Below are 24,463 nucleotides of genomic sequence, written 5' to 3'. Positions count from 1 at the left end.
GAAATGCGGTGTCAACATGGCAGGGGCGAGCGTCTTGCACGGATCGCCGTTTTACGTCATCCTGTGGGAGAAGGATCACGAAACGGTCGATCCGGCGCCAGGACGCAGCCCCGTACACAGGGGCGTTATCTGACGCGCCGCTCCCGTTTTCCGCCATGCTTCGCGCGTCATCACGGTTTGCAAGAGCCCTCCCTTCCCGCTGGCACAGCCGCTGGATGTCAAGAGAGGTCAGTCTTCGAACCCGGGGCGCAGATGACAACTCGCAGGGGCCGCATGAAATCTGCCAGTCTCGTTTTGTGGAAAACTACCGGAGCGGGCTTTGCCCTGCGTCCGACGCTGTTCCGCGAGCGCTGGTCCGATGGCCTTTTTTCACAAACCACGCCTCGACATTCTGCCGCGCGCGCCGGAACAGCCACTGTGTCTGCACAGGGCTTGCACCCGGCCGTGACAAAGGCCGACCGGAGTCTCCCTATTTATGAACAAGCGTATGCTGATCGACACCACCCACGCGGAAGAAACCCGCGTCGTGGTTATGGATGGTGATCGTCTCGAAGATTATGACATCGAAACGTCGTCCAAGAAGCAGATCAAGGGCAATATCTATCTCGCCAAGGTCATTCGCGTAGAGCCAAGCCTCCAGGCCGCCTTCGTCGATTACGGCGGCAATCGCCACGGCTTCCTGGCGTTCAGCGAAATTCATCCGGATTATTTCCAGATTCCTGTTGCTGACCGCGAAAAGTTGCTCGCCCTGCAGGATGAAGACCTGCGTGCCGATGAGCGCGCCGAGAATGAACAGGACGCGCCTGCTGTGCCCGAGGCCGACACGGCCGAGACGGAAGAGTTCGAAGCCCGTCCCGAAACGGTGGGGGGTGAGCACGACACCGGTGACGAAGGCGCAGCCGCCCGTCGCACGGCGCGCTTCCTGCGCAACTACAAGATTCAGGAAGTCATCCGACGCCGCCAGATCCTGCTCGTGCAGGTCGTCAAGGAAGAGCGGGGCAACAAGGGTGCGGCGCTGACCACCTATGTCTCGCTGGCCGGTCGCTATTGTGTGCTGATGCCCAACGCCCTGCGTGGCGGCGGCGTATCGCGCAAGATCACCTCGGACAGCGATCGCAAGCGCCTGCGTGACATCATTGCCGAGTTGGATCTGCCACGCGGCATGGCCATGATCGTGCGCACGGCCGGTGCCCAGCGCCCTGGTCCCGAGATCACCCGCGACTGCGAATACCTGCTGCAGCTCTGGGACGATATCCGCAATCACACGCTTTCATCGGTTGCGCCAACGCTGATCTATGAAGAAGCCAACCTGATCAAGCGCGCCATCCGTGACCTGTTCAGCAAGGATATCGAGGAAATCGTCATCGATGGCGAACCGGCCTGGAAGAATGCGCGCGAATTCATGCGCCTTCTGATGCCGCACAACGCCAACAAGGTGAAACTCTGGCGCGACCAGAGCCAGAGCCTGTTCGGCCGCTATCATGTGGAAGGCCATCTGGACGCGATCTTCTCACCCACGGCTCAGCTGAAATCGGGTGGTTATCTGGTGATCAACCAGACCGAGGCACTGGTGTCGATCGACGTGAACTCGGGTCGTTCGACCGGCCAGCGCAATATCGAGGACACGGCGGTCCGTACGAATCTGGAAGCCGCGGAGGAAGTGGCGCGTCAGCTGCGGCTGCGCGATCTTGCCGGTCTTGTCGTGATCGACTTCATCGACATGGAAAGCCGCAAGCACAACGCGATGGTCGAGAAGCGCCTCAAGGATGCGCTGCGCTCGGATCGTGCACGTATCCAGATCGGCCGGATCTCGCATTTCGGCCTGCTCGAAATGTCGCGTCAGCGTCTGCGTCCCTCGATTTCCGAAGCCGTACTTGTACCTTGCCCGCATTGCCAGGGCACAGGTCATGTCCGCGGCGTCGAGAGCGCTGCCCTGCATGTCCTGCGCGCCGTCGATGAGGAAGGCCTGAAGCAGAAGGCCGCGGAAATCAGCGTACACATCACCTCGGGGATCGCTCTTTATATCCTCAACAACAAGCGTGAATGGCTCGCTGAAATTGAGCAGCGTCACCGCATGCGCGTGTCGTTCCAGCCTGATGACAGCCTGACCCCCGCCGATCTGCGTATCGAGCGTTTGCGTCCGCAGGTGCCTGCCGAGCAGCGGGCGGTGCGTGAGCGTGATGATCATGAGGCTGGCGTTCAGGTGGAGCCCGCAACCTCTGTCGTGCAGGAAGAGGAGCTCGAGCAGGAGCTTGACGCCGCGCAGTCCAAGGAAACCCGTGACGAAAACGGTCGCGAGGAAGGTACGCGTGAAGAGGGCGGCCGCCGCCGCCGTCGCCGCCGCCGTCGCAATGGCCGCCGCTCCGACGAGTTCCGCGATGGACAGGGCCGTGACGACCAGCAGCGCGACGCCACCGCCGAGACCGACGATGAGGCCGAAATTTCCGGGAACACCCCGGAACAGGCTCCCTCCGAGGAAAGCAGCCTGAGCGAGGCTGAGGCCTTGATCGTTCCGGGTCGTCGTCGCATGCGCACCCGTCGCGTTTCCCGTGATGAGCGCGCCGAGCCGACACGTGACGCACGCCCGACCGAGGAGCGTCGCAATACGCCGGAGCGCAAGGAAAGCCGCTGGGAGGGACCGACTCCGGCCAATCCGTTCGGTGGTGCATCGTTCGATATCTTCGACATGATTGAGCAGGCTGAATCGCGTCTGGGGGCGCCTTCCGCGCTTAATACGGAACCCAAGCCCACATTGGCTGAATCTGTCCCGGTCGAAGCTTCGCAATCCGCCGCCGAACCCAAGGCCGAAACGTCGCGTCATGGCATCGAGGCTGAAGGGCGAAAGGGTCGCTCACGCCCGCGTCGTCGACCTGCGGCTGCGGAGATATCGGAGCCTGCCCCCTCTGCGCCCGTGCCAGAAGCGGCTTTGCCCGTTCGCGAGCCTCTCGCAGTGGCGGAAGCCGAACAGGAGAAGCCGGCTCCGCGCCGTCGCGGTCGCCCGCGCAAGACGCCGGTTGCAGCCGAGATCGCCGAGACTTCGGGGGAGGCCGCAGCCGCAGAGGGCACACCGGTCGCCCTAGTAAGCGAACCGGAGGCACCCAAGCCCCGCCGTGGTCGTACGCCGCGCAAGGCAGCAGACACTGATGCCGCCCCGGTGGCCGCGGAGCCCAAGGCACCAGCCAAGGGCCGTGGGAGCCGCAGCAAGGCAAAGGCCGAGGATGCGCCCCCCGTGGTCCAGCCCATCAATGTCGATGAGGTTGCTCCCGCCAAGCCACGTACCGGCTGGTGGAAGCGCTAAGCACCATCAACGTTCAAAAACGAGAAAAAACGGGGCGGCTCACACCGCCCCGTTTTTTTGATCTTGATGGTGATGACAAGCCGCTCAGCTTGTACTCACATGCTCGACAAGACACCGACTGACGTTGATGAACAACGTCGCTGGTACCAGCATCCTCTCACCGCCATGTGTCGAACGCCATGAGGTCCGCCCCGTCGTGAAGCATAAGGATCAGGACAGAGGCAGAAGCGGAATGTCTGAAACTCAGAAGTCGCTCAGAGCCACGCGCTTCCAGCGATTACTGGCAACGCAGACATAGTGATAATTGCTGTCATCCTGCGTCTGCCCCGGACTACATGCCGCACTCGATGAGGCGGGCGTCTCCAACTTCTGGATAAGGGTTCCGACGTTCAAACGTGCAGGCTCTCCCGAAGCTGTCAGAAACTGGACAGTATCGGCCCCCTGACCAACGAGACGCGGGTTCTGACCACCGCGGGCAGAACCGAGCTCGAGACCATGGGTGATGACCACATTGCCCTTTGCCCTCGCGACGAGACTGTAATCCATCTCGCTTCCCTTACCGACACCCAGACCAATTCCCGAGGGAATTCCCGCGGGATCGAAAACGAGCTGACCCGCTTGATGGCAGGAAATCTTGGAGGCATCGCTACAATCGGGGCGCGCAACATATTCAAGATCGTCCCCGGATTCGAGAGCACCGAGGTGATAGGACGGGTTTTCCTGCCCGTCACGAGAGACATAGCCATGCAGGGCAACGAACTTTGAAGGCAGAGCAAAGCTGATCGTTGCTCCATTGGCCGAAATGGCCGCGGCCAGTGGCTGCGCCAGATCGATCTGCGTCACGCCTGCCCGTTCGTCCACGTTGATGGCCGTGATTGTATTCGTTCCCTGAGGCAGCGCAGCCTGAATTGCCGCGTTGGAAGAGGTCATCTGCAGCGCCGCTGGCGAAGCGCGCAGATACCCGGCGATCGCGCCCTTGACCACAAGGTGTGTCGCGCCACGTTCCGCAGCCGCCGAGACGGCGTAGGAGTCACGGAACTCGCTACCCATGATACCCTGCCCCAACGAAATGACCGATTGTGTGTCGCCCACGTTACCGGGAGCATTTCCGTCGCGGTTGCGGAACACGTTGAAAGCGGCGTCGGAGCGAATGAGGCGGCCACCGTAAGGGAAGACACCATTCACATCGAGACCAACGGGCATCACGTTATTACCCGCGAGGTTCAACATCCAGGAATCAGGTGAAAGAGGCAGGGTCGAACCATTCCAAGTCATGGTCAACCCGCGCGAGCTTGTTTCGCCCGGGTGGGTACCCGTCATCCAGAAATCCCACTCGTTATCGAAAGCCCGTGTCAGACCATCCACAGGGCGCGTATATTGCTGAAGGCTGTAGGAGTTGAAGTTCTTCGTACTCATGCCGAAGAACAGAGCCGGATAGCGATAGCGATGTGTCTGAGTCGATTGATAGACCTTGCCATCAGGGCCGGTATAGGAAATCCCGCTGAAATCGATCTGATCGCCCTTATTGGTTCCCGGCTGACCGGTCACGCCAAATCTGTCCACGTCTGGGTGCGCCAGAGTCACGAAGCCAGCCCGCGCAGAAGATGTGCCGGGATAGAAGCTTGCCTCGACATAAATCCCGGTTCCGTCATCTCCTGTGCTGGTGTCGAGCCCCGCGAAATAGCCGTAGTAATAATTCGGATAATCCGTATTGCCGCCTTTCTCGGTGGAAGCCATTCCATTGACGATATTGGTAAACATCGACATGCGCCCCCGGAAGACAGCCGCCTCCTCGTCCGAGAGCTTGGGATAGACCACGACTTCATGGGCGTTTTTGAAACGGTAGGCATAGGCCTTACCGTCCCGAGAGACGACCTTGAGGGTCAGTGTTGCGTGGGCGGCAAGATCGCTTGCAAGACTATATCCGCTGGACAGGGTCACGCGGTGATCAACGCCAATCTGGGTCTTTCCGTCAGCAGCGAAAATCGGCACCTCTTCCGCGATGGCCGGCGCCTCATCGACCAATGTTCCATCCTTCGTCCGGAACTTGGCGCCACTGGCGAGGCAGGTAAGGTTTGGACCGCAAGTCGTCACCTCGGTCATATTGATGAAGCTTTGCCCTGCCTTGGCAAGCGCAAGCGTCTCATGAAGGCTGCCCCCGACGCGGTGCGTCCCGTCGGCATTGGTAATCAGCTCATTCCCACCAAGCATGTCCAGAGGGCCATTGCCCTGAGAACGGGCATCGATATTGATGCCATCGGTGTTGCCAGCGCCCCCACGATGAAAGTTTTGCGGGCCGCGCATATCGGTGAACTGATAGCAGGACCCTCCCTCATCGCCGCCGGAAGTATTCGTACACGTGGCCTTGATATGCATGTATTGGCCATCTCGCGCACCACCCAGCATGAGCGTATCGGGATGAAGGTTACCCCAGTCAGCGCCGTTGCTCATCCAGAGGCGTGAGCGATCATTGTCTGGTGCCCCTTTGCTGAACGCATCGGCGGCAAAATAACCCGCATCCAGCAATCGGCCGCCATTCAGGACGAAGTCGCTGGCCCGGACCGGTCCATTGAAACTATAATTATTGCCGTATCTTTGATTGGTGAAATAGACGCTGTTGCTGGCAAGGTCATAACCGATATGGACCTTCTGATTGTTTGTATCGAGGGAGAGCGTATCAAAGACAATCTCCTTACCGGGCTTGTCAAACTCAACCAAGCCGGGTTTCATACCCTCCGCATTGATCCCTCTCGCATTGACGTTGCCTTCGAAGCGAAACTCATTGCCGTAACGATCATTGGTAAACACGAGCGCATTCTTGGTGGGGTCCCAACCGATACGCACGTAGGGATTGTTGCTATCGAGGGAGTTTGTGTTGAATACGACGCTATTGCCTGGATTTTCCAACAAAAGGCGCGATGGCACGACGTCATCTGCGCGTAACGACGACGTTTTTAGTGTGCCGTTGAAGTCGTAAATATTACCGTAATGATCATTGGTAAAATAAACTTTTTTCTTATCGAGGTCGTACCCGATGTGGATCTGCCGGTTATTCGAATCCGGAGACCCGGTGTTGAAAACAATCTCCTGATTATGATCAGGAAACTCGATATGGCGGCTCACAACCGTATTATTAGACACGTCATTGGTCACGCGTCGAGTCGCGTCCAGACCAGCCACACCACCTCCTTTCCCGATATCAGAGCGCTTCAGGGGCATATCATCAACCTGTGCCCAGACGGGCGCACAGGTCGCGATACCAGCGCACAAAAGCAGTGCGCGAGCACGAATATATTTCAATATTTTCTCCGGGAATATGATGCTTTATTTGCATCATATTGGAAATGTAGCATATTCTTCGTATATCTTCCAGGTCTTGACGCTTGAGAGCCTAATTAACCGCGCTCCGCGTCCCATGCGCCAAGCGCAAATCTCAGGGCGATTTCATCGAGCCAGTCCAGATCTCGGCAGCCTGAGGCCTTTCCAGCGCAGGCTCTTTGTCACTCTTGTATATTCAGTCCTTATCGAGCCAGCCTGCCTCGCGCAGACGGGCAACCTGTGCGCGAGCGACCGGCACTTCCAGCCCATTGGAAAGATGCAAACGCAGAGCTCTGGGCGTTCCTTCCCAGCGGGAAACAGCGTGGCGCGCAACCCACCAGCTACGATGGACCTGTAATCCGTCACATCCGGATTGCCTCGCAACGGCATCGCGAAAGACGCCGTGCACCAGACGCGAGCCATCAGCGACATAACAGCGTATGTAATGGTCCTCCATCTGCAGCGCGTGGATGTGTTCGGGCCTGGGATAAGCGGTTCCAATACGCAGCCCCTCTCCCTGTGCTGCGCCAGACTCGGGCTGGCTTATTTCGGGCGTAACCGGCTCTTGCGGCCGTGGCACGTCCCCCTTGGCAGAAATTTCGGCGCGCTTATCCCGATAACGCCGCCACAGCAGCACGCCCAGAACGCCTGGCAAGGCGATCGCCAGAACCTGCACGTACCATATCCACCAGCCGGGCAAATGTGGGGCGATCTCTGGCCAAATCGTTAAGGCGAGGTCACGCGTGATCAGAGTCTGAAACAGGCTCAGAAACGCGGTGCCAGCTATCACACCTATCCAGAAGAGCGCACCTCCTCGATGGAGGATGCAGGCGCTCCGCAGCAGCACGAGCGGGCCGGCATAGAGTCCGAGCCCCGCCATGATCGAGGCAATCCAGTAAGCGACCCGGTCGAGCAGGCCGGGATTCTGATAGCTGCCATAGGGGCCGAGAATGCCGAGAAACAACCCGACTCCCATCGACAAAGCCAAGCCTTGCAGGAGCAGGCGCGGGCGAAGCAGAGGTCCCTGTACTGCAAGACCATGGACCTGGCCGGGGTGAGAGTCCAAGGCGCTGTTCAGATCTCTCTGCTCCCCGTCTCTCAAATGCTCATACCCTCCTTGCCTTGCGCCACGCGCTGACTGCCTGAGCCAAGAATGCCGTGCACGACGCGGCTTGCATACCCCGCCCAATCGCTCAGTCGCCCACTCGCCCATTCACGAAAACAGGCTGGCTGGCCACGTGAATCAGAGGTTTCTGACCTTGTCTCAACAGGAGTCTGCCCTTTTCATGTCGTTAAGCCGTCGCCTCCCCCTCGCCACCCTGATACTCGCCTGCTGCCTCGGCTCTGCCATGGCACAGTCCTCCCCCACGCAGAATCCCCCACACTTGGAGGTGGGGTGCCAGCATCTCGTTACACCGGAGGGGATCGAACTGGGCATCTGGTATCCGAGCGCCGGTACGCCTACCTCACAAGCGCTTGGCCCGTATGCGCAGGAATGCGTGATCAATGGTCCTGTACGCGATGAAAATCATGCGCTGATCGTGATCTCGCATGGCACGGGTGGCTCATGGACCAGCCACCTCGATACCGCGGCTGCGTTGGCACGGGCAGGGTATGTCGTCGCGGCCCTCACCGAGCCGGGGGATAACTGGCACGATACGGCGCACGCGAGCGATCTTGTAGGCCGTACACGGGCCATGAGTGCAGCGCTGACCTATATGCTCTCAGCATGGCCGCTTTCTGCCCATCTGGACCAAAATCGCATAGGGGCTTTCGGCTTTTCAGCAGGGGGGCTGACCGCCCTGCTTGCAGTCGGCGCCCGGCCTGATCTGACACGCGTGGCCCCCTGGTGCGCGCTCCACGCCGCCAGCTTCACCTGCACCCTGCTCCATAAGCGCACACTGCCGACCGATGCCCGTCTCCCGTCGGTACAGGACACACGTTTCAAAGCCATGGTGATTGCAGCCCCGGCTCTGGGATTCACGATGACACGCGCCTCACTCGCACCCGTTACATTGCCCGTGCAACTCTGGCAGGCCATGAATGATGCGATCCTGCCCTCACCCGGATCTGTCGAGCCCGTGCGCGACAATCTGCCCTCGCCTCCCGAATTTCACGCCGTGAGCGGGGCCGGGCATTTCGACTTCCTGGCGCCGTGCCGGGCTGGCTATGAGGCAATGGCAATCTGCCAGAGCCTCCCTGGCTTCGACCGCGCTGCGTTTCATGCCGTATTCAACAAGGCGCTCACGGGCTTCTACGATCGCACATTGCTGAACAGCCCAAAAAGCGGGTTGGGCATGCCCAGCCGGTGATCGACGAGAACGCGCGGCACAATCACCCACCGAGCAGGAACCGATGGGCATCGGACCAGCATGACGGGCGTCAGCATGCCTGTCAGTCCAGCCCTGCAGAGGACGATAGGGCAGTTCCAGGAACGAGGGTGAGTGCGATCAGCGGCAGACGCTGGGGGCGCCCGTTGCCGCGATATAGGTGCCGGTCAGTGGATTGAAGCAGGCATTTTGCGGGCAAGTGCTGCCTGAGGCGAGACCATCGCTGAAAACCTGCCCGCCCATACGGTTCGTCTCCTGCTGTACCGCGCCGCAAAGCGGCGTGTTCACCGGGGCAGAGGGATCGTTGGTCAGTTGCGCCTCATTGGCGGGAGGCGGTGTCTCCCCTGTCATGCCGGGGGCGAAATCCTGCGGCGGGATGCGCGCATGGACCTGGTTCTGCACAGGCTGCGGCGACGGCGCGTCTTCGCACCCCGCGAGAAGAGCGAGTGACAGCGCTGCTGCAGCAGTTGCCCTGAAATGTGAGCGCATCATAGACCAAGATCCCCCTGTTCTTCCTGTTCCGTGCCCACAGGGTCGAGGCGTCCGGAGCGTGTACCATCAGCAAAACGAAGCGTGATCGCACCGCCGCGTGGCCGCCCCGAGGCTGTCGTCACCGGTTTGCCGCGCCCATCCTGCACCAGCGCATAGCCTCGCGCCAAGACGGCTTCGGGCGAAACTGCCTCCAGACGACCTGCGATACCGGCCAATCTTGCGCGATCAAGCCCTAATCGGGCCGTCAATGTCTCGGTACCGAGGCGGGCATGAGTAAATCCCGCCCGTTCCTGCTGCATTCTGTGGCGTATACCCACGGCAAGGGCCGCACTTGCCAGATCGAGGCGAGATCGCTTTTGTCCCAGGAAATGCGCCGCCGAGGGCACGCGCCCCTCAAGGCTCATGAGCCTCTGCCGCGCGCGCGCGGCAACCATGGGGAGCGCGAGCTCGAGGCGCTGCCCACGCTCATCGAGGCGCAAGCGTGCAGTTTCCAGCAGGCTCGGCAGATCGGGCAGACGCGCGCTCACCTGGTCCTGACGCGCCCTGGCAAGTTGCAACTGGCGTGACAGAGCCCCTGCCAGACGCGCGCCACGATGCGCGAGATCCGCCACCATTTCCGAACGCAGCGGAACCGCCATTTCTGCCGCTGCTGTCGGGGTCGGGGCCCGGCGATCCGATACGAAATCGATCAGCGTCGTATCTGTTTCATGCCCAACGGCTGAAATGAGCGGGATGGGACAGGCAGCGACGGCGCGCAAAACGCGCTCGTCATTGAACGCCATCAGATCCTCAAGCGACCCGCCCCCGCGCGCAACGATCAGCAGATCGGGTGAAAGATCCGGCTGGAGGCCCAGGTTCGCAAATCCTTCAATGGCCGCGGTGATCTGGGCCACCGCCCCCTCGCCCTGCACTGCCACAGGCCAGACAAGCACCGATCGGGGAAAACGGCGGGACAGGGTGGTAAGGATATCATGCAGCACCGCCCCACGGCTCGAGGTCACCAGGCCGATCAGCCGTGGCAGGAAAGGCAGCGGCTTTTTGCGCTCGTTATCGAACAGGCCTTCGGCCAGCAGCTTCTGGCGCAGCTTCTCGATCTTGGCGAGCAGCGCGCCTTCGCCTGCGAAGCTCATCTGATCAATCACGAGCTGGTAGCTCGAGCGGTCGCCATAGGCCGAGACCCGACCGGTTGCGATCACCTCGATCCCGTTCTCGGGCACCAACCCCAGACGCGACACCGAACCACGCCAGACCACGCCCGAAATCTTGCCGCCCTGATCTTTCAGGGAAAGATAGATATGACCGGAGGGATAGCGTTTGAGCTCGGTAATCTCGCCACGGACACGCACACGGCTGAAACTGCCTTCGAGCGTGCGCTTGATTGCGCCCGAAATCTCGCTGACCGAATATTCGGGGACATTCCCGCCCGCGCTCTGTTCGTTTTCGCTCATGCGCGCAGTCTATGCTACGGAACGCGGGCTAGGACCAGTCAGAACAGGAAGAATGACGATGCGGGTGTTACTTGTCGGATCAGGCGGACGCGAACATGCTCTAGCGGCCTGCCTGTCCCGCTCTCCCGAACTCGAGGCGCTCTATATCGCCCCCGGTAATCCAGGCATGGCGCCGCTCGGCACACTGGTGCCGCTTGCCGCTGACGACGTGACAGGACTCGTGGCTTTCGCCCTCGAACAGCGAATCGACCTTGTCGTCCCTGGTCCTGAAGCCCCTCTCGTGGCCGGGCTGGCCGATCTGTGCGCAAGCGCGGGCATCGCCTGTGCCGGACCGAGTCAGGCCGCCAGCGCCCTGGAGGGCAGCAAGAGCTTCACCAAGGACGTCGCGGATGCCGCCGGCATTCCGACCGCGCGCTGGGAGCGCTTCGAAGAGGCCGAACCCGCCCTCGCCTTTGTCCGTCGTCGTGGGGCTCCCATCGTGATCAAGGCGGATGGTCTGGCAGCAGGTAAAGGCGTGATCGTGGCCCAGACGCTGCAGGAAGCTGAAGACGCCATCATCGATATCCTGACCGATCGCAGCTTCGGCGAGGCCGGGGCCAGCATCGTAATCGAGGAGTGCCTGGTAGGTCAGGAGGTCTCGCTCTTCGCCTTCTGCTCGGACGGCGACGCCGTTCTGATTGGCGCTGCGCGCGATCACAAGCGCATTGGCGAGGGGGATACCGGCCCCAATACGGGCGGCATGGGCGCGATCGCTCCCCCTCCCCATTTCGATCGCGAGGCACAGGAAAAGGCGCTCGACGTCATGGTGCGCCCCATGCTGGCGGAGATGGTGCGCCGAGGCACGCCCTTCCGGGGCATCATCTTCGCAGGGCTGATGCTGACGCAGGATGGTCCCAAGCTGATCGAATATAATGTCCGCTTCGGCGATCCCGAGGCTCAGGCGCTCCTGATCCGTCTTGATTCCGACCTCCTTCCCGTTCTCAAGGCTCTGGCCGCAGGCCGACTGGACGATGCTGCCATCCGGTTTACGGATGACGCCTCGATCTCGGTCGTTGTGGCCGCGCGCGGCTATCCCGGTACGCCGGCGAAAGGGGGGGCGATAAAAGGGATCGACCGTGCCGAAGCCGTGCCGGGCGTATCGGTTTTTCAGGCGGGTACCGCTCTGGTGGACGGGAAGCTCGTTGCCTCTGGCGGGCGCGTGCTCACAATCTGCGCGCGGGGCGAGACCGCCGAAATCGCACGCGCACGCGCTTATGAGGGTGTGGCGGCCATCGACTGGGCCGATGGGATCTATCGCCGCGATATCGGAGCCTGACGGACCCTCGGGATGGGCGGAGCCATGCTCATCCCTCGCCTGCAAAAGTGTGCAGGGACCGGATCAGGCCCACGCAATGATCCGAAACCTTCCAAAACGGGAGCCGTGAAACGACACGGTTCTTAGCGACGTCAAGATTGGACAGCCTGACCGTCTTGCCTATCAAGGCCATGACGCGCGATGACTCGGCCTCCTGCGTAGCGACACCCCGCCCTGAGCCGCAATCGACTTGCGATCAACACGGACACTCCGTCTTCCCTGCACGTCAAACGCCCGATGGTGGGGCCATCGGGCGTCAGGAGGAACTGGTCAGCCAGTGAAGGCCCGGGAATCGTCCTGCTTCTTGCCGGGCAGTTCCACGCCTCAGTGATACTCCGTCATTTCGACAGGGGTCTGGGGGTCAAATTCCGACGGGTCCATTTTATTTTCTTGCGCAAACGACGTGTCCGCATGAGTCCATCCTTCCTTGTTGCCCCGCACTTCAAGAGGAGCATGATCTCCCAGGATCTTGATGATCCTGGCATTGGTCAGAGTTGAATTGTCGATCGTCACGACCACCGGCTCGTTGCGTTGCCGGCTCTCCTGGTAGAGCGCCTCCTGCTGCGCCCTTCGTTCAGCGGGAGGCGGATGATCGTTGATCAGCCACGTCCAGGCCCCCGAAGGACGGTGGAACTCATTCTCGGGACGTATCGCCGCATCGGGATCGGCCCCCATGGCAAGGCGATACTGGTGGATGGATTCTGACGGAATGTCACAAACCAGAAGGTCATCAACGGCGATCTGGGCATGACGGGCAGTGTCGAACACTGCCATGATCGTATGCTGCATCATCCTGTTCTCCGTGGTGTCGTGATGAGATCGACGACAGCATCACGTTACAGGATAAATCACTTATAAAACGTTTATCACGTTATTTTGAGGGTATATATAACATTTATTGGAATGTGCTGCGCCCAAAGAGCGCGGAACACTTCGCAGCCGCGACATCGCTCTGCCTCGCGCCCCGACGGCCTCTTCGGCGTCAAACGATCCCAAGGAGCACTTAACACCCGCGAAGCGTCAGATCTCACCGGCCGTACGAAAAATCATTGACGTTTCAGAATATCCGCGATTGCCATTACGTTGGGGGATCGTGAAGATGTCTGCACACGCTTTGGACCTCGCATCAGGGACCAATAGGGGCAGTAAAAGCAGGCAAGGAGCGCAGAATGATGCCAGATGACTTCGCGGGGATGATGGCGGTCCTGTTCATCATCTTTGCCATTGCAGTCATATTACTCAGCCTTCTGGTCTATCTCATACCGGCGATCGTGGCATTCTATCGGGACCATGATGCCAAATGGGTGATCCTGATTCTGACGATCGTAGCGGGCTGGACATTCATCGCATGGATTGCCCTGTTCGTATGGGCTATCTGGCCGCAAGACCCTGCCAAACATCCGTCTCATCTGCCTTGGGGAAACGCCCCCATGCCCCCGCCCTCGCCCGCAGGCCATGGTCTTTCGCCCGAGGCGCATCTGGCCGCCATGAACAGGCTGCAGGAGATGTTTGATCGTGGCCTTCTGAGCCGAGATGAGTTCAGGGCGCATATGAATGCGCTGCTCGATCCAGCCATGCCGCGGCCCTGAACACGGATCGTCACGGCTCTTTCTACAAAGGCGGGGCCAAGGCACGCAGCGCTCCCTTATCGGTACTGCACCATGTGGGCGCCACAACCACGCCACGAGACTGCCATCATTCCTTTCAAGTAATGAAGACAGTTTCAGGAGCCCCGATCCGTCATGAGAGCCTTAGTCACGCCCCGCATGGCGGTACAAACCCGCGTTGAGGGACGCAATCCTGGGATCGATTGCCTTCGGGGCCTCTCGATCTTCCTGGTCGTCACTCATCACCTCGCCTTGCGTTTTCCACTGACAGAAACGGATCTGGTTCACGTCCAGCCCCTGCGCGTATTGCGCATGCTGAACTGGGGCGGGATCAAGGGCGTGACGATCTTTTTCGTCATCTCCGGTTTCCTGATCACGCGCCATATGCTGGAGCGTTCGGCCAGACCGGCCGCCCTTTCTCTACGCGATTTTACCGGGCGACGCGTAGCAAGGCTTCTACCCTGTCTCCTGGCCCTGATCGGGGTTGCCTGCGCACTCGGCGTTCTGGGCGTGCCGAGTTTCGTTCCAGACCACCCGGGTCAGACTCTCTGGGGTGCTGCGTTGTCGGCACTCACGATGCATCTGAATGTCTATGAAGCCAGAACAGGCTATCTGCCTGCCTATTGGGATGTCCTCTGGTCGCTCTCGGTCGAGGAACTCTTCTATCTGGGCTTTCCGTTGATCTGCGTGACCCTGGGACGCACGCCGAGGCGTCTTCTCGCCTGCGCCGCCTTGCTTGCTCTTGCCGCTCCCTGGTTCGACTGGTCCTTACGCAATGCCTCCGAAATCTGGCAGGAGAAAGCCTATGCGCCGGGGATGAGCGCCATCGCGACCGGCATCGTCGCAGCCCTTCTCCTGCCGCGTGTACCGGCCTATCCGGGGCTCAATAACGAGAGGACACAGCGCAGGCTGTCCGTGCTTTGCGGCAGTCTGGGCTGCTCTGGGATCGTGCTTTATCTGCTCTGGGGCGCCTCAATCTGGTCAATACTCTCCTGGGGCACTCCCTTGTTCTTCAATACGGCCATCGCGCTCACGCTCTGGGCCTTCACGCGCGGATGGGGCACTCATGTAACGCTCAGGGGTACGGCGTGGCTCAGGCAGTGGGGACAACGAAGCTATGAACTCTATCTGAGCCATATGTTCGTACTGATGCCGGTCATTGCCCTTGCCCATGCAGCAGCCATGTCCATGCGCTGGGCGTGGGTCCTCTATCCGCCCACATTGCTGCTGGTGTTCTGGCTGGGAAGCGCAATCGAGCGCTTTTACTCGAGGCCGCTCGATCTTTATCTGCGGCGCAGGCTGATCGCGCCCCGATGCGGCGCTGGTCCGCAGATAGAGTCCGCCCGCCCGAACGCGGCCGCTATTGCACCCAGACCCGCGAAATCAGCATGTGATTGAGCAGGGAATAATGGTAATTGCCCAGCCGTCTGGAGACGAAATCGACATAACGCATCTGGATGAGCGGAACGAGCGCGCTCTGCTCCATGGCGAGGCTACCTGCCTGCTCCCATAAGCCTCGTGAGCGTTCGGCGTCCAGACCATGCTCAGCCCGGACCATCAATGACTGGAGTTCCGGCTGGCAGAACCCGCTGGCATTGGTCGAAGCCTCGCTATGCGGGCGCGCATTCTCGCATCCGAGCAACGCATCCAGAAAGCTCGAGGGCGACGGGTAATCAGCATACCAATAGGACAGGCTGATCTGGACATGATTGTCCGAATTGCGGGCGTAGCCTTCTGCGGTGGCGGGGGTCATCGGTCGTACGCTGGCCTTGAACCCGAGGCTCTGCAGCATGTTGCGCAAATAAACCCCCATTCCCAGAGCGATGGCCTGATTGGGCACAACCAGCGTCACGCTTTGCCCGGCTCTTCCGCTCTGGCGAATCAGGCTGCGGGCACGGTCGATATCGGGCCCCTTCCATACGCCCTCCGGCGTTGCCTTGCCGAAGCGACAGGGAATATCAGCCCCGGCAACGCCATGCGGGACAATCTGGCACAGGGGTTCAGCAATAGCCGAGCCGCCATAAAGAATGGCCATGGCATGACGGTCCACCGCATGATTGATCGCCTGACGCACCTCCAGCGAGTCAAAGGGCGGCTCGTGAACATTCAACGCCAGGTAGTAGAGCCCCAGCAGAGGCTGAAGATGGACCTGGCGCGTGTAGCGCGCACCAAGCTCTCCCAGCCGGTCCTGCGGCTTGGCATCGAGCATTGAATCGTACTGCCCTTGCTCGATGGCTGTCACCTCAGCCTCGTCAGACAGGCCGAAATCGTAGACAATGCGATCGACAAAGCCTTCGCTCTGCGCATCCGGATTCCAGACCCGGAAGTAGGGATTACGCCCGATTTCCATGCGATGCGACGGGTCATAGGCGGTAATGCGATATGGCCCGGTCCCGGGAATAGGAGTGAGCGCCGATTCAGTTGCGGGCGTTTCTTTCGGCAGGATCACGGCATGCGGAAACGCCAGTTTCTGGAGGAACTCACCATCTGGCTCGACCAGACGGATGGAAATTTTTCTGGTTTCGGGATCAGCGCTGACCCCTTCGAGCGCGCAACGGGCCGGATCGGTCAAACAGGCTTTTGCACCGAGGATATTGCCGTAAAAGGACAGGGCAGTCGGGCTGCCCACGCGATAGATGCGCCGCAGCGATGCCACGACATCATCGACCGTGACCGGCGCCCCGTTCGAAAAGCGCAGCCCATCGCGCAGACGGAATACCCAGACCAAGCCGTCGGGACTGACTTCCGGCAGGGTCTCGGCCAGGTCCGGCACGACCTCGAGACCGCCCGTTCCGTCTGCCTGGCGATAGGTGACCAGCCCGTCATACATATTCACGAAGAGCTGGATATACTCACTGGTGTAGTTGATCTGCGGATCGAGCGTGCCGCCGGGCGCGTCGGCGGTGAGGCGCAGGGTTCCGCCGCGATGCGGGCTACCCTGCGTGATCCCGTTATCCCGTGATGCGTCGGGCCCAGCCATCGGCACGTCCGCCTGCACCGAGGTGGTACCCCGCGCCTGCGGCTCCGCCCCGGCGGAAGCCATGCCGCAGAGTAGCGCAGCCGATATGGCTGCTCCAATCCCGGCTCTCACACCCGATACCTTGATTGACGGGGCCGGAAACGATCGGTGCGCCTTGGTGTCAAACCGGCCTTACCCCCGATGGGCGAGCTGATGGATACGCGTCACGAGCGCTTCGGTCCCGGCAGTGGCTTCCAGCGTTCCGGCATAACGCCCCTGGGGGTCCATGATCACGATCCGGGGCGACGGCAGATGATAGGCGGTGCCATCATCGGCATGGACCATTTCGTTGGGCGCATGGAATTCCTTCGCGACGCGCTCGATCATGCTGGGCGAACCCGTGAGCGGCACGACATGATCGCCCAGTGGCAGCGCATATTTCTTCAGATCGTCGGACTCATCATGAAGCGGATCGAGCGTGATGGCGAGCGGGGCGAGCTTGATTCCCTCACGCGTCAGGGCGATCTTGGCATCGCTCATGGTCTTCAGCACCGGGCCGCATAATCCCTTGGGGCAATGGGTGTCGAAAAACCAGACCAGAACCCAGCTCCCCCTGAAATCACCCTCGGTGACATTGCCCTCACCCAGCGCCACGAGGCGATAGCTTCCACCGATTTCATTCCCCTGGGTCGAAACGCTCCCACCGAATTTTTCCGACAGGCGGTATCCGCTCCAGCTCAGCGCCAGAGCGAGAATGAGCACAACGATCGCGATACGCGGCGCGGTCCATGTCTTGCGGGGGTTCTTGCTGTTGTTCATTGATTAATGTGCTTCCGCCCAGTTCACGCCAATACCTGTCTCGACCACGAGCGGCACGCTCAGCGTCGCCGCCTGTTCCATTTCGGTGCGGACGAATTCTGCCAGAGCCTCAGCGTGATCCGCCCGAACCTCGAACAGCAATTCGTCATGCACCTGCAGGAGCATTCTGGCGTCGAGCCCGCTCTGTGGCAAGCGGCGTCCCAGCCGCACCATGGCGCGCTTGATGATATCGGCCGCCCCACCCTGAAGAGGCGCGTTGATGGCCTGACGCTCGGCATAGCCACGGCGCGCGCCGTTCTTCTCGTTGATTCCGGGCACATAGCAGCGCCGTCCCAGCGGCGTCGTCACATAGCCATCGCGCTTCGCATCGTCCTTGGTCCGGTCCATATAGTCACGAATTCCAGGATAGCGCGCGAAATACGCGTCGATGTAGCGACGGGCTTCCCCTGCGGGAATCCCAAGCTGTCGCGCCAGACCAAAAGCCGAGATACCATAGATGATCCCGAAATTGATGGCTTTGGCGCGACGACGCGTCAGGGAGTCCATTCCCTCAAGTGGAATGTTGAACACCTCGGACGCGGTGCGGGCATGGATGTCCTGCCCCAGCGTAAACGCCTCCTTGAGCGGCCCGATATCGGCCACCTCGGCCAGAAGGCGCAGCTCGATCTGCGAGTAATCGGCCGAGACCAGAACATAGCCCTCCTCCGCAATGAAGGCGCGCCGGATACGACCGCCCTCTTCTGTCCGGATCGGAATATTCTGCAAATTGGGATCGTTGGAAGACAGACGCCCCGTGGTGGTGATCGCCATCTGGAACGATGTATGCACGCGATGCGAGCGCGCATCCATCTGCTGGACCAGCGCATCGGCATAGGTCGATTTGAGCTTGGCGAGCTGACGCCAGGCGAGGATACGCGCGGGCAGGTCATGCCCTGCATCCGCAAGTTCCTGCAACACGGAGGAATCCGTCCCCCAGGCACCGGCTTTGGTCCGCTTGCCCCCGGGCAGATTCATCTCATCAAACAGGATCTCCCCGAGTTGCTTGGGTGAGCCCAGATTGAAGCTCCGCCCGGCGAGCTGATGAATCTCGATTTCCATCTCCGCCATGCGGCTGCCGAAATCGGCCGACATGCGTCGCAATTCGGCGGCGTCGAGCTTGACGCCTGCCTGCTCCATGGCCGCAAGGATGGCAATCAGAGGGCGCTCCATCGTCTCGTAAAGCGCCACGGCCTGACGCTCGCGCAGTTGCGGCTTGAGAACCTGCCACAGGCGCAGCGTCACATCGGCATCTTCCGCAGCGTATTCCGTAGCGCGTGCGATAGGCACCTGCGCGAAAGGCACGCGGTTACGGCCCGTGCCGGTGACGCTGTCATAGCTGATCGGGTCATGGGCCAGATGCAGCCGCGACAGCTCATCCATGCCCTGGCCATGCTCGCCTGCCGACTGGGCATAGGAGATAAGCATGGTGTCATCGACAGGCGTGATCGTGCTGATACCGGCATGACCCAGAACGAGCAGATCATACTTGGCGTTCTGGAAGATCTTGAGCACCGACTCATCCGCCAGAAGCGGACGCAACGCCTCGAGCAACGCCTCGACCTCGAGCTGGCCGCCCGCCGGATGTTCCAGCGTGCCCTCATGACGCAGAGGCACATAGGCCGCCTCACCCGGCGCCACGGCCAGGGAAAGGCCAATCAGCGTGGCCTGACGGGCATTGAGGCTATCGGTTTCGGTATCGACCGCCAGATAGCCGGTCTTGCGAGCCTTACTGATCCAGCCTTCGAGCGCCTCCATTGAGAGGATCGTCTCATAGGGCCCATAGGGCTTGTCGCCCCCGGAGGCAGGCTCAGACGCCGCGTCCGGGTTTTCCTGTGCGGCTTTTACAGGACGCGGCGCGGCGAGCGCTCCCAGCCCCATGCGCTGAATGACGGAATGGAACCCCATTTGCTCGAGAAAGGCGCGCAGCACCAGGCCATCCGGCTCGCGGCAACCCAGGGCCTCGACCGGTTCCGGCAGAGGGACGTCACGCGCCAGCGTGACCAGTCTGAGCGAGATGCGCGCGGCTTCGGCATGATCGATAAGCGATTGCTGGCGCTTGGATTTCTTCATATCCGGCGCAGCAGCCAGAATAGACTCCAGATCGCCGAATTCCTGCACGAGCTGTGCCGCGCCCTTGGGACCGATACCAGGCACCCCCGGCACGTTATCGGTTGGATCGCCCATCAACGCCTGCACATCGATGACCCGGTCCGGCGCCACGCCAAATTTGGCCTCGACTTCGGCCAGCTTGATCGGCTTCTGCTTGATCGGATCGAGCAGGGACACCGCCTCGCTCACGAGCTGCATCAGATCCTTGTCAGAGGAAACAATGGTGCAGCGCCCGCCGCTCTGCTCGATGGCCTCGGCATAGGACGCGATGATGTCATCGGCCTCGTAACCGGGCAGTTCGATCATCGGGACGTTGAAAGCCTTGGTCGCATCCCGGATGAGCGGGAATTGCGGGCGCAGATCTTCCGGCGCCTCGGGACGATGGGCCTTGTATTGCGGGTAGATTTCGTTGCGGAACGTATGACGCCCTGCATCGAAGATCACGGCCAGATGTGTGCCGACATGATCGCGCAACAGGCGTTGCAGCATATTGGTAAAGCCGAATACCGCATTGACCGGCACCCCTTCCGGGCTGCTCATGGGCGGCAGGGCATGGAAGGCGCGGAAAATGAAGCCCGAACCATCGACGAGAACGAGATGGGTCTTGCTGCTCATGCGGCATCCGATCGGCGTGAAGGCTGCAATTCTGGCGTCTCCTGTCTGGGCTGGCATCGTGAGGGCCAGTGTGACTCTGTCGTGGCCGGGAGCTGTTTTCCTCCCTCTGGCCAGCGCGTCCCGAGGACGCAATACTGTCCCGATGATACGAGAGTTCCGCCCGCATTCAAACTGCCCCTCTGCGCGGCGGAATCCTCTTTTACCCTGCCCCTCTTTCGCGCGCCTCGCCGTGATCTCGCTCGTGCTGGCTAAGCTGGGCAAATTTTTAGGCAAAACCCTTCGTCAGAGCGCGCACCTCCCGGCCCTGCCGTCCCGCTTTGGCTCCAGAGGCCTGCTTTGGATGCTGCCCGCATTCCTGGCGGGCTGCGCTGCCCCGCCGCCCAGACACGCCCCCCAGCCACGTGGACAGGAAGCGGCGCTCATCCCGGCAACTACGACCCTGACCCTGTCCGATGGCGCGCGCGCGCCGCTGCGGATATGGGCTGCGCGCGGCCAGACACGCGCTGTCGTCCTGGCCCTGCACGGGTTTGGCGATAGTCGCGACGCCTGGGAGTTCTCGGCCCCGCAGCTTGCCGATTCAGGGATAGAAACCATTGCCCCGGATGTACGCGGCTTTGGCGAGACAGCGAGCCGTGGCCGATGGAGCAGCACCTCGAGACTGGTTCAGGATGCCCATGAGGAGGCCCGCTGGGCGCAGCTTCAGAACCCCGGTATCCCCCTGTTCGTCATGGGCGAAAGCATGGGGGGAGCGGTGGCCACATTGCTCGCCTCTTCCCCTGCCAGCCAGGGAATAAGCGGTGTCATTCTCATTTCACCCGCCATATGGCGCTTCGACCCGCTCTCGCGCCTTATCCTGAACAGCATGGACTGGATGGCCCCTGACTGGGTGTTCACGGGCGCTCATGTACCGGGAGAGCATATTGCCACCAATAATCTGGCGGCACTGCGTCGGCTCTATTTCGACCCGCTCACGCTTCATGGCTACCGTCTGGACACGCTGCGCGGGCTCGTCGATCTGATGGCCGCGGCCGAGGCCGCGGCACCGCGCATTCAAGGCTCGGCGCTGCTGCTCTATGGCGATCTCGACCAGATGATTCCTGCCGCCCCGATGGCCCGGTTCTGGCAGCATCTCCCATCGCACACGCGCAAGGATCTGGTTCCAGGCGGCCATCATCTGCTGCTGCGCGACCGCAACGGGCGCAACGCCACCACCGATATCGCCTCCTGGATTCTGACTCCGGACCACCTTCTCCCCTCGGGAGGCGACAGCGCCGCCGCGGCGTGGATGGCAGGTGACCCCGGCCATGAGGGCCCGATCTGAGGATGCGGCATGAAGCGCTCGCCCACTAGGCCTGTCTTGTCCATGGCATCCTCAAGCAGCCTGATTCGCGAATATGCCCGGCGCAGAATTTGGGACTGGCGCGCTCTGGTGAATATGGCTATGAAGCGATCCAGCGGGACCCGTAGCTCAGCTGGATAGAGCGTCGCCCTCCGAAGGCGAAGGTCGAAGGTTCGAATCCTTTCGGGTCCGCCATTTTCTTCCCAAAATTCACACCAGTCAGCACGCCATGCGCAGGTTGCACGCTTGGCGCCCAGTGCGGAACATATATTTCGGTCGCTCGACGCAGGGAGAGCTTTGCCGCCGATGATCCTGCCCTGCGCCCGTACGATGTTTTCCTGCCCGGTCGCTGAGTGGCGGTCTGAAACGCTGATACTTGAGATGTGAGCCGTGCTTTCCTGGGTCGTATCAGCGCCAGGCGGTGGCTGACAATGCCGCATCGTCAGTTTGATGCCAGCCGTATGCCCATGCCTCGCATCGAAGAGGCATTTCGGGCGCAATACGTAAAGCAGTAGCGCCCTTCAGCTCTGTCAGGTCCCGCCGCAAGGCGTGGCAGGAACGGCAGGTCAGTTCCTGACGGCAGCCTCAGCCAGGCGGGCGTCGGTTTCACCCTCGCCACCGCTGAGTCCGAGCGCGCCAATCACTGCGCCATCTCGGGTGATGGGGATCCCACCCCCGGCAGGAAGCACGTTCGGAAGCGTTGCGATCATGGACTTTCCCTCATGCAGGGCTTTTTCCATGTCTTCCGTGGGGCGCAGAAACAAGGCTGATGTGCGCGCCTTCATCAAGGCCAGCTCGATACTGCCGAGCTGGGTTCCGTCATCTTTCTTGAAAGCGACAAGATGCCCGGCGGCATCGACGACAGCCACCGCAACACGGACGTTCCGGGCACGAGCCAGTTCCAGCGCGCGATCAATATAAGGAAGGGCGGCATCAAGGCGCATCGGCTTACTTTCGTTTGATCTTCCGGCGAGTTCCTGACCGGCCAGGCAACATAAGGGCAAACATCACATGCGCCTTATCACTCAATGGCGAGGTTTGTTTCTCTCTCGTTTTGATCTTTCCGGCGATATGTTCCGCAACGCTTCGCAACCCTGACGCCGATAATCGTGCAGCACTCACCCCCGTTCCCTCTCGCAGGATGCTGAACGCGCGACAGCAAGAACGGTAGCTGACCATCGCCCAATGACCAATGACCGGTCCTGATGAAAAACCCGAATCAGCTTTCCGCATCGCTTCAGTCCTGCCTGATCCATTCCCTTCAAGGCGCATCGGCTGATGCCCCGTGCCGCCCCCACGCTTTTCGAAAGGCTTGGGAGCGCGCTCAGTGATGAAGAAAGCCCATTCCGGTCTGCAAGGCAGTCCGCGACAGTTCCGGCCAGAGACTTCCGCCCGCAGGGCCGCCGCCCTGTCCTGACCGTGTCCCACGTTCCGGAGCGGCATCGCCGGACTGGCTGGCACTATCGTCCATGTCCGGCGCGGTGCGCGATACGCAGCCCGCCAGCATTGCAGCGGCTGAGAACAGGATGACTCCCCTCCGGCATCGGCTCGCCAGACACCGCCCCTCTTTCCGTCGCGCAATACCGAGACTTCCGACAATACCCTCGACTACGGAAACCCTGTCCGGGTCTCGTCCTTGCATCGCGCTTCCCGACTGCAGATCCTCTGCCGACGTCATCGTCGATCCCATCCCCCTCCAGGGGGTGGAGGAGGCGGACGACATCCGCGAGGCGGGTGGGGAGGGGCACCATACCCGCCACCGCCAGGTGGCGGCGGGGGTGGCCTGCCTTCTTGCATGTTCGGAGGTGGCCCGCGCCTGTCACGAGGCGGCGGGAGCCGCCTGCAGCGCGCCTCTCCATGGCCGTCGCGCATCTGCGGAGCCGCGTTCGTTCCTAGGGGGGACGCGTTCGGATAGACCTGACCGGTATAAACTGTGCCGCCCTGAGCCCCGATCTGGGCGAAGGCACAGACCGGGACAGCGCCTGAAAGCAGCAGAAGCAAGGCGGATATCTTGACCCGGTGGGGCATAGGCTGAGGCGACCTGACTGAAAGTGATCCTGTCCCTATGACATCCCGATACACGCCGCGCGAGGTACGAAGGGCAAGGGAGTGTAACGAAGCGCACCGGAAAGGGCCCTGGCGGTACACCTTCATCAGAACCGAATGAAATACGGTCCCCCGCGCCGCTCGGTAGCGCTGGCATTTTCTTCGCCCTGAGGCATACTCTTCGGAACACAACCAGCCTTTCTTAGAGGCTCGGGAGTAACCGGGAGCAATCCCACACAACAGTCACAAGCGACCCGCCCGAGCCCCTCTCAGGCCCGGTGCTCTCGTTTCATCAGGCGGACCATTTCATCAGAATCAGACCAGACAGGATCAGAAGCGCAGCGCCACAACGCAAAGGTGTGACAGCCTCGCCAAACAGGACCATACCGACCAGAAACGCCCCGATAGCGCCAATTCCTGTCCAGATCATATAGGCGGTGCCCAAAGGCAGGGTCTTCATCGCCCAGCCAAGCAAAGCAACGCTCACGACCATCCCTGCCAGCGTGATGACGCTCGGCCCCAGACGCGTGAAGCCCGCAGACTGCTTCATGGCAGCGGCCCAGATGATTTCACTCATTCCTGCGAAAAACAGCGCGATCCACGCCATGGCACTCCTCCATTGATCGGGTTCCGCCGGGCCGTCCCGGTCTTGAAGCTCGCATGGAGGCAGGAACGTCGTCGCTGCTCGCG

Annotated in this window: 18 protein-coding genes and 1 tRNA gene; 8 read left to right on the top strand and 11 right to left on the bottom strand. The window is 61.2% G+C overall.

The genetic code is table 11. The annotated features are described in order from the left end of the window. Positions 1 to 475 precede the first annotated feature (475 nt). Positions 476 to 3,298, top strand: coding sequence for an Rne/Rng family ribonuclease (locus WFJ47_RS04005; RefSeq protein ID WP_336761002.1), 2,823 nt, complete (start codon positions 476 to 478; stop codon positions 3,296 to 3,298). A 243-nt stretch (positions 3,299 to 3,541) separates the two neighbouring features. Here WFJ47_RS04005 and WFJ47_RS04000 read toward each other — a convergent pair whose 3' ends face one another. After that, positions 3,542 to 6,598 (bottom strand): hypothetical protein, encoded by a 3,057-nt coding sequence (locus tag WFJ47_RS04000; RefSeq protein ID WP_336761001.1) that lies wholly within the window; start codon positions 6,596 to 6,598, stop codon positions 3,542 to 3,544. Between the two features lie 214 nt (positions 6,599 to 6,812). Further along, entirely contained in the window at positions 6,813 to 7,682 is an 870-nt protein-coding gene (locus WFJ47_RS03995; RefSeq protein ID WP_336760999.1) for a LytTR family DNA-binding domain-containing protein, read from the bottom strand. Between the two features lie 220 nt (positions 7,683 to 7,902). Here WFJ47_RS03995 and WFJ47_RS03990 point away from each other — a divergent pair, with 220 nt between their 5' ends. Continuing rightward, complete coding sequence (locus WFJ47_RS03990; RefSeq protein ID WP_336760998.1) at positions 7,903 to 8,928, top strand: prolyl oligopeptidase family serine peptidase; 1,026 nt, start codon at positions 7,903 to 7,905, stop codon at positions 8,926 to 8,928. 138 nt (positions 8,929 to 9,066) lie between these two features. On the opposite strand, the gene WFJ47_RS03985 is transcribed toward WFJ47_RS03990, so the two are convergent. Both WFJ47_RS03985 and xseA read right to left on the bottom strand, forming a co-directional pair. After that, positions 9,067 to 9,435, bottom strand: a complete 369-nt coding sequence (locus WFJ47_RS03985) for a hypothetical protein (protein WP_408868614.1) — start codon at positions 9,433 to 9,435, stop codon at positions 9,067 to 9,069. Next, on the bottom strand, positions 9,435 to 10,886 hold the full coding sequence (gene xseA, locus WFJ47_RS03980) for an exodeoxyribonuclease VII large subunit (RefSeq protein WP_336760995.1): 1,452 nt from the start codon (positions 10,884 to 10,886) through the stop codon (positions 9,435 to 9,437). The genes WFJ47_RS03985 and xseA overlap by 1 nt, the downstream gene beginning before the upstream one ends. 58 nt (positions 10,887 to 10,944) lie before the next feature. Here xseA and purD point away from each other — a divergent pair, with 58 nt between their 5' ends. Together purD and WFJ47_RS03970 are read left to right on the top strand one after the other, a co-directional pair. Further along, entirely contained in the window at positions 10,945 to 12,201 is a 1,257-nt protein-coding gene (purD, locus tag WFJ47_RS03975; RefSeq protein ID WP_336760994.1) for a phosphoribosylamine--glycine ligase, read from the top strand. Positions 12,202 to 12,338: 137 nt separating this feature from the next. Beyond that, positions 12,339 to 12,521, top strand: a complete 183-nt coding sequence (locus tag WFJ47_RS03970; protein WP_336760993.1) for a hypothetical protein — start codon at positions 12,339 to 12,341, stop codon at positions 12,519 to 12,521. 43 nt (positions 12,522 to 12,564) lie between these two features. Here the strand turns inward: WFJ47_RS03970 and WFJ47_RS03965 are convergent, their stop codons facing one another. Next, complete coding sequence (locus WFJ47_RS03965; RefSeq protein WP_127100307.1) at positions 12,565 to 13,032, bottom strand: hypothetical protein; 468 nt, start codon at positions 13,030 to 13,032, stop codon at positions 12,565 to 12,567. Between the two features lie 377 nt (positions 13,033 to 13,409). Between WFJ47_RS03965 and WFJ47_RS03960 the strand changes: the two genes are divergently transcribed. Further along, the gene (locus WFJ47_RS03960; RefSeq protein ID WP_336760992.1) at positions 13,410 to 13,829 is read left to right on the top strand and encodes a superinfection immunity protein; all 420 of its coding nucleotides are present in this window, start codon (positions 13,410 to 13,412) and stop codon (positions 13,827 to 13,829) included. A gap of 153 nt (positions 13,830 to 13,982) precedes the next feature. Further along, the gene (locus tag WFJ47_RS03955; protein WP_336760990.1) at positions 13,983 to 15,245 is read left to right on the top strand and encodes an acyltransferase; all 1,263 of its coding nucleotides are present in this window, start codon (positions 13,983 to 13,985) and stop codon (positions 15,243 to 15,245) included. Here the strand turns inward: WFJ47_RS03955 and WFJ47_RS03950 are convergent. From WFJ47_RS03950 to polA, 3 genes are read right to left on the bottom strand one after another with little or no spacing between them, the layout of a single operon-like run. Next, positions 15,208 to 16,938 (bottom strand): ABC transporter substrate-binding protein, encoded by a 1,731-nt coding sequence (locus tag WFJ47_RS03950; protein ID WP_336760988.1) that lies wholly within the window; start codon positions 16,936 to 16,938, stop codon positions 15,208 to 15,210. The two genes, WFJ47_RS03955 and WFJ47_RS03950, sit on opposite strands and share 38 nt — an antisense overlap. Positions 16,939 to 16,998: 60 nt before the next feature. After that, positions 16,999 to 17,625, bottom strand: coding sequence for an SCO family protein (locus WFJ47_RS03945; protein ID WP_127100313.1), 627 nt, complete (start codon positions 17,623 to 17,625; stop codon positions 16,999 to 17,001). A 3-nt stretch (positions 17,626 to 17,628) separates the two neighbouring features. After that, positions 17,629 to 20,388: a DNA polymerase I gene (gene polA, locus WFJ47_RS03940; RefSeq protein ID WP_336760987.1), complete on the bottom strand. Its 2,760-nt coding sequence runs from the start codon at positions 20,386 to 20,388 to the stop codon at positions 17,629 to 17,631. A 340-nt stretch (positions 20,389 to 20,728) separates the two neighbouring features. Here polA and WFJ47_RS03935 point away from each other — a divergent pair, with 340 nt between their 5' ends. Beyond that, entirely contained in the window at positions 20,729 to 21,709 is a 981-nt protein-coding gene (locus WFJ47_RS03935; protein WP_336760986.1) for an alpha/beta fold hydrolase, read from the top strand. Positions 21,710 to 21,845: 136 nt separating this feature from the next. After that, a tRNA-Arg gene (locus WFJ47_RS03930) sits at positions 21,846 to 21,922 on the top strand. Between the two features lie 371 nt (positions 21,923 to 22,293). Here the strand turns inward: WFJ47_RS03930 and WFJ47_RS03925 are convergent. The 3 genes from WFJ47_RS03925 to WFJ47_RS03915 all read right to left on the bottom strand — a co-directional run bounded on the left by WFJ47_RS03925 (position 22,294) and on the right by WFJ47_RS03915 (position 24,380). Beyond that, positions 22,294 to 22,671 (bottom strand): heme-binding protein, encoded by a 378-nt coding sequence (locus WFJ47_RS03925; RefSeq protein WP_336760985.1) that lies wholly within the window; start codon positions 22,669 to 22,671, stop codon positions 22,294 to 22,296. Positions 22,672 to 23,051: 380 nt separating this feature from the next. Next, positions 23,052 to 23,405: a hypothetical protein gene (locus WFJ47_RS03920; protein ID WP_336760984.1), complete on the bottom strand. Its 354-nt coding sequence runs from the start codon at positions 23,403 to 23,405 to the stop codon at positions 23,052 to 23,054. A 660-nt stretch (positions 23,406 to 24,065) separates the two neighbouring features. Then, entirely contained in the window at positions 24,066 to 24,380 is a 315-nt protein-coding gene (locus WFJ47_RS03915) for an SMR family transporter (protein ID WP_336760983.1), read from the bottom strand. Between the last annotated feature and the right edge of the window lie 83 nt (positions 24,381 to 24,463).

Origin of the sequence: Asaia sp. VD9, from assembly GCF_037150015.1 — a bacterium.
Taxonomy (GTDB): domain Bacteria; phylum Pseudomonadota; class Alphaproteobacteria; order Acetobacterales; family Acetobacteraceae; genus Asaia.
The sequence above is the reverse complement of the archived record's forward strand: the minus strand, read 5'-3'. Positions and strand labels throughout refer to the sequence as shown.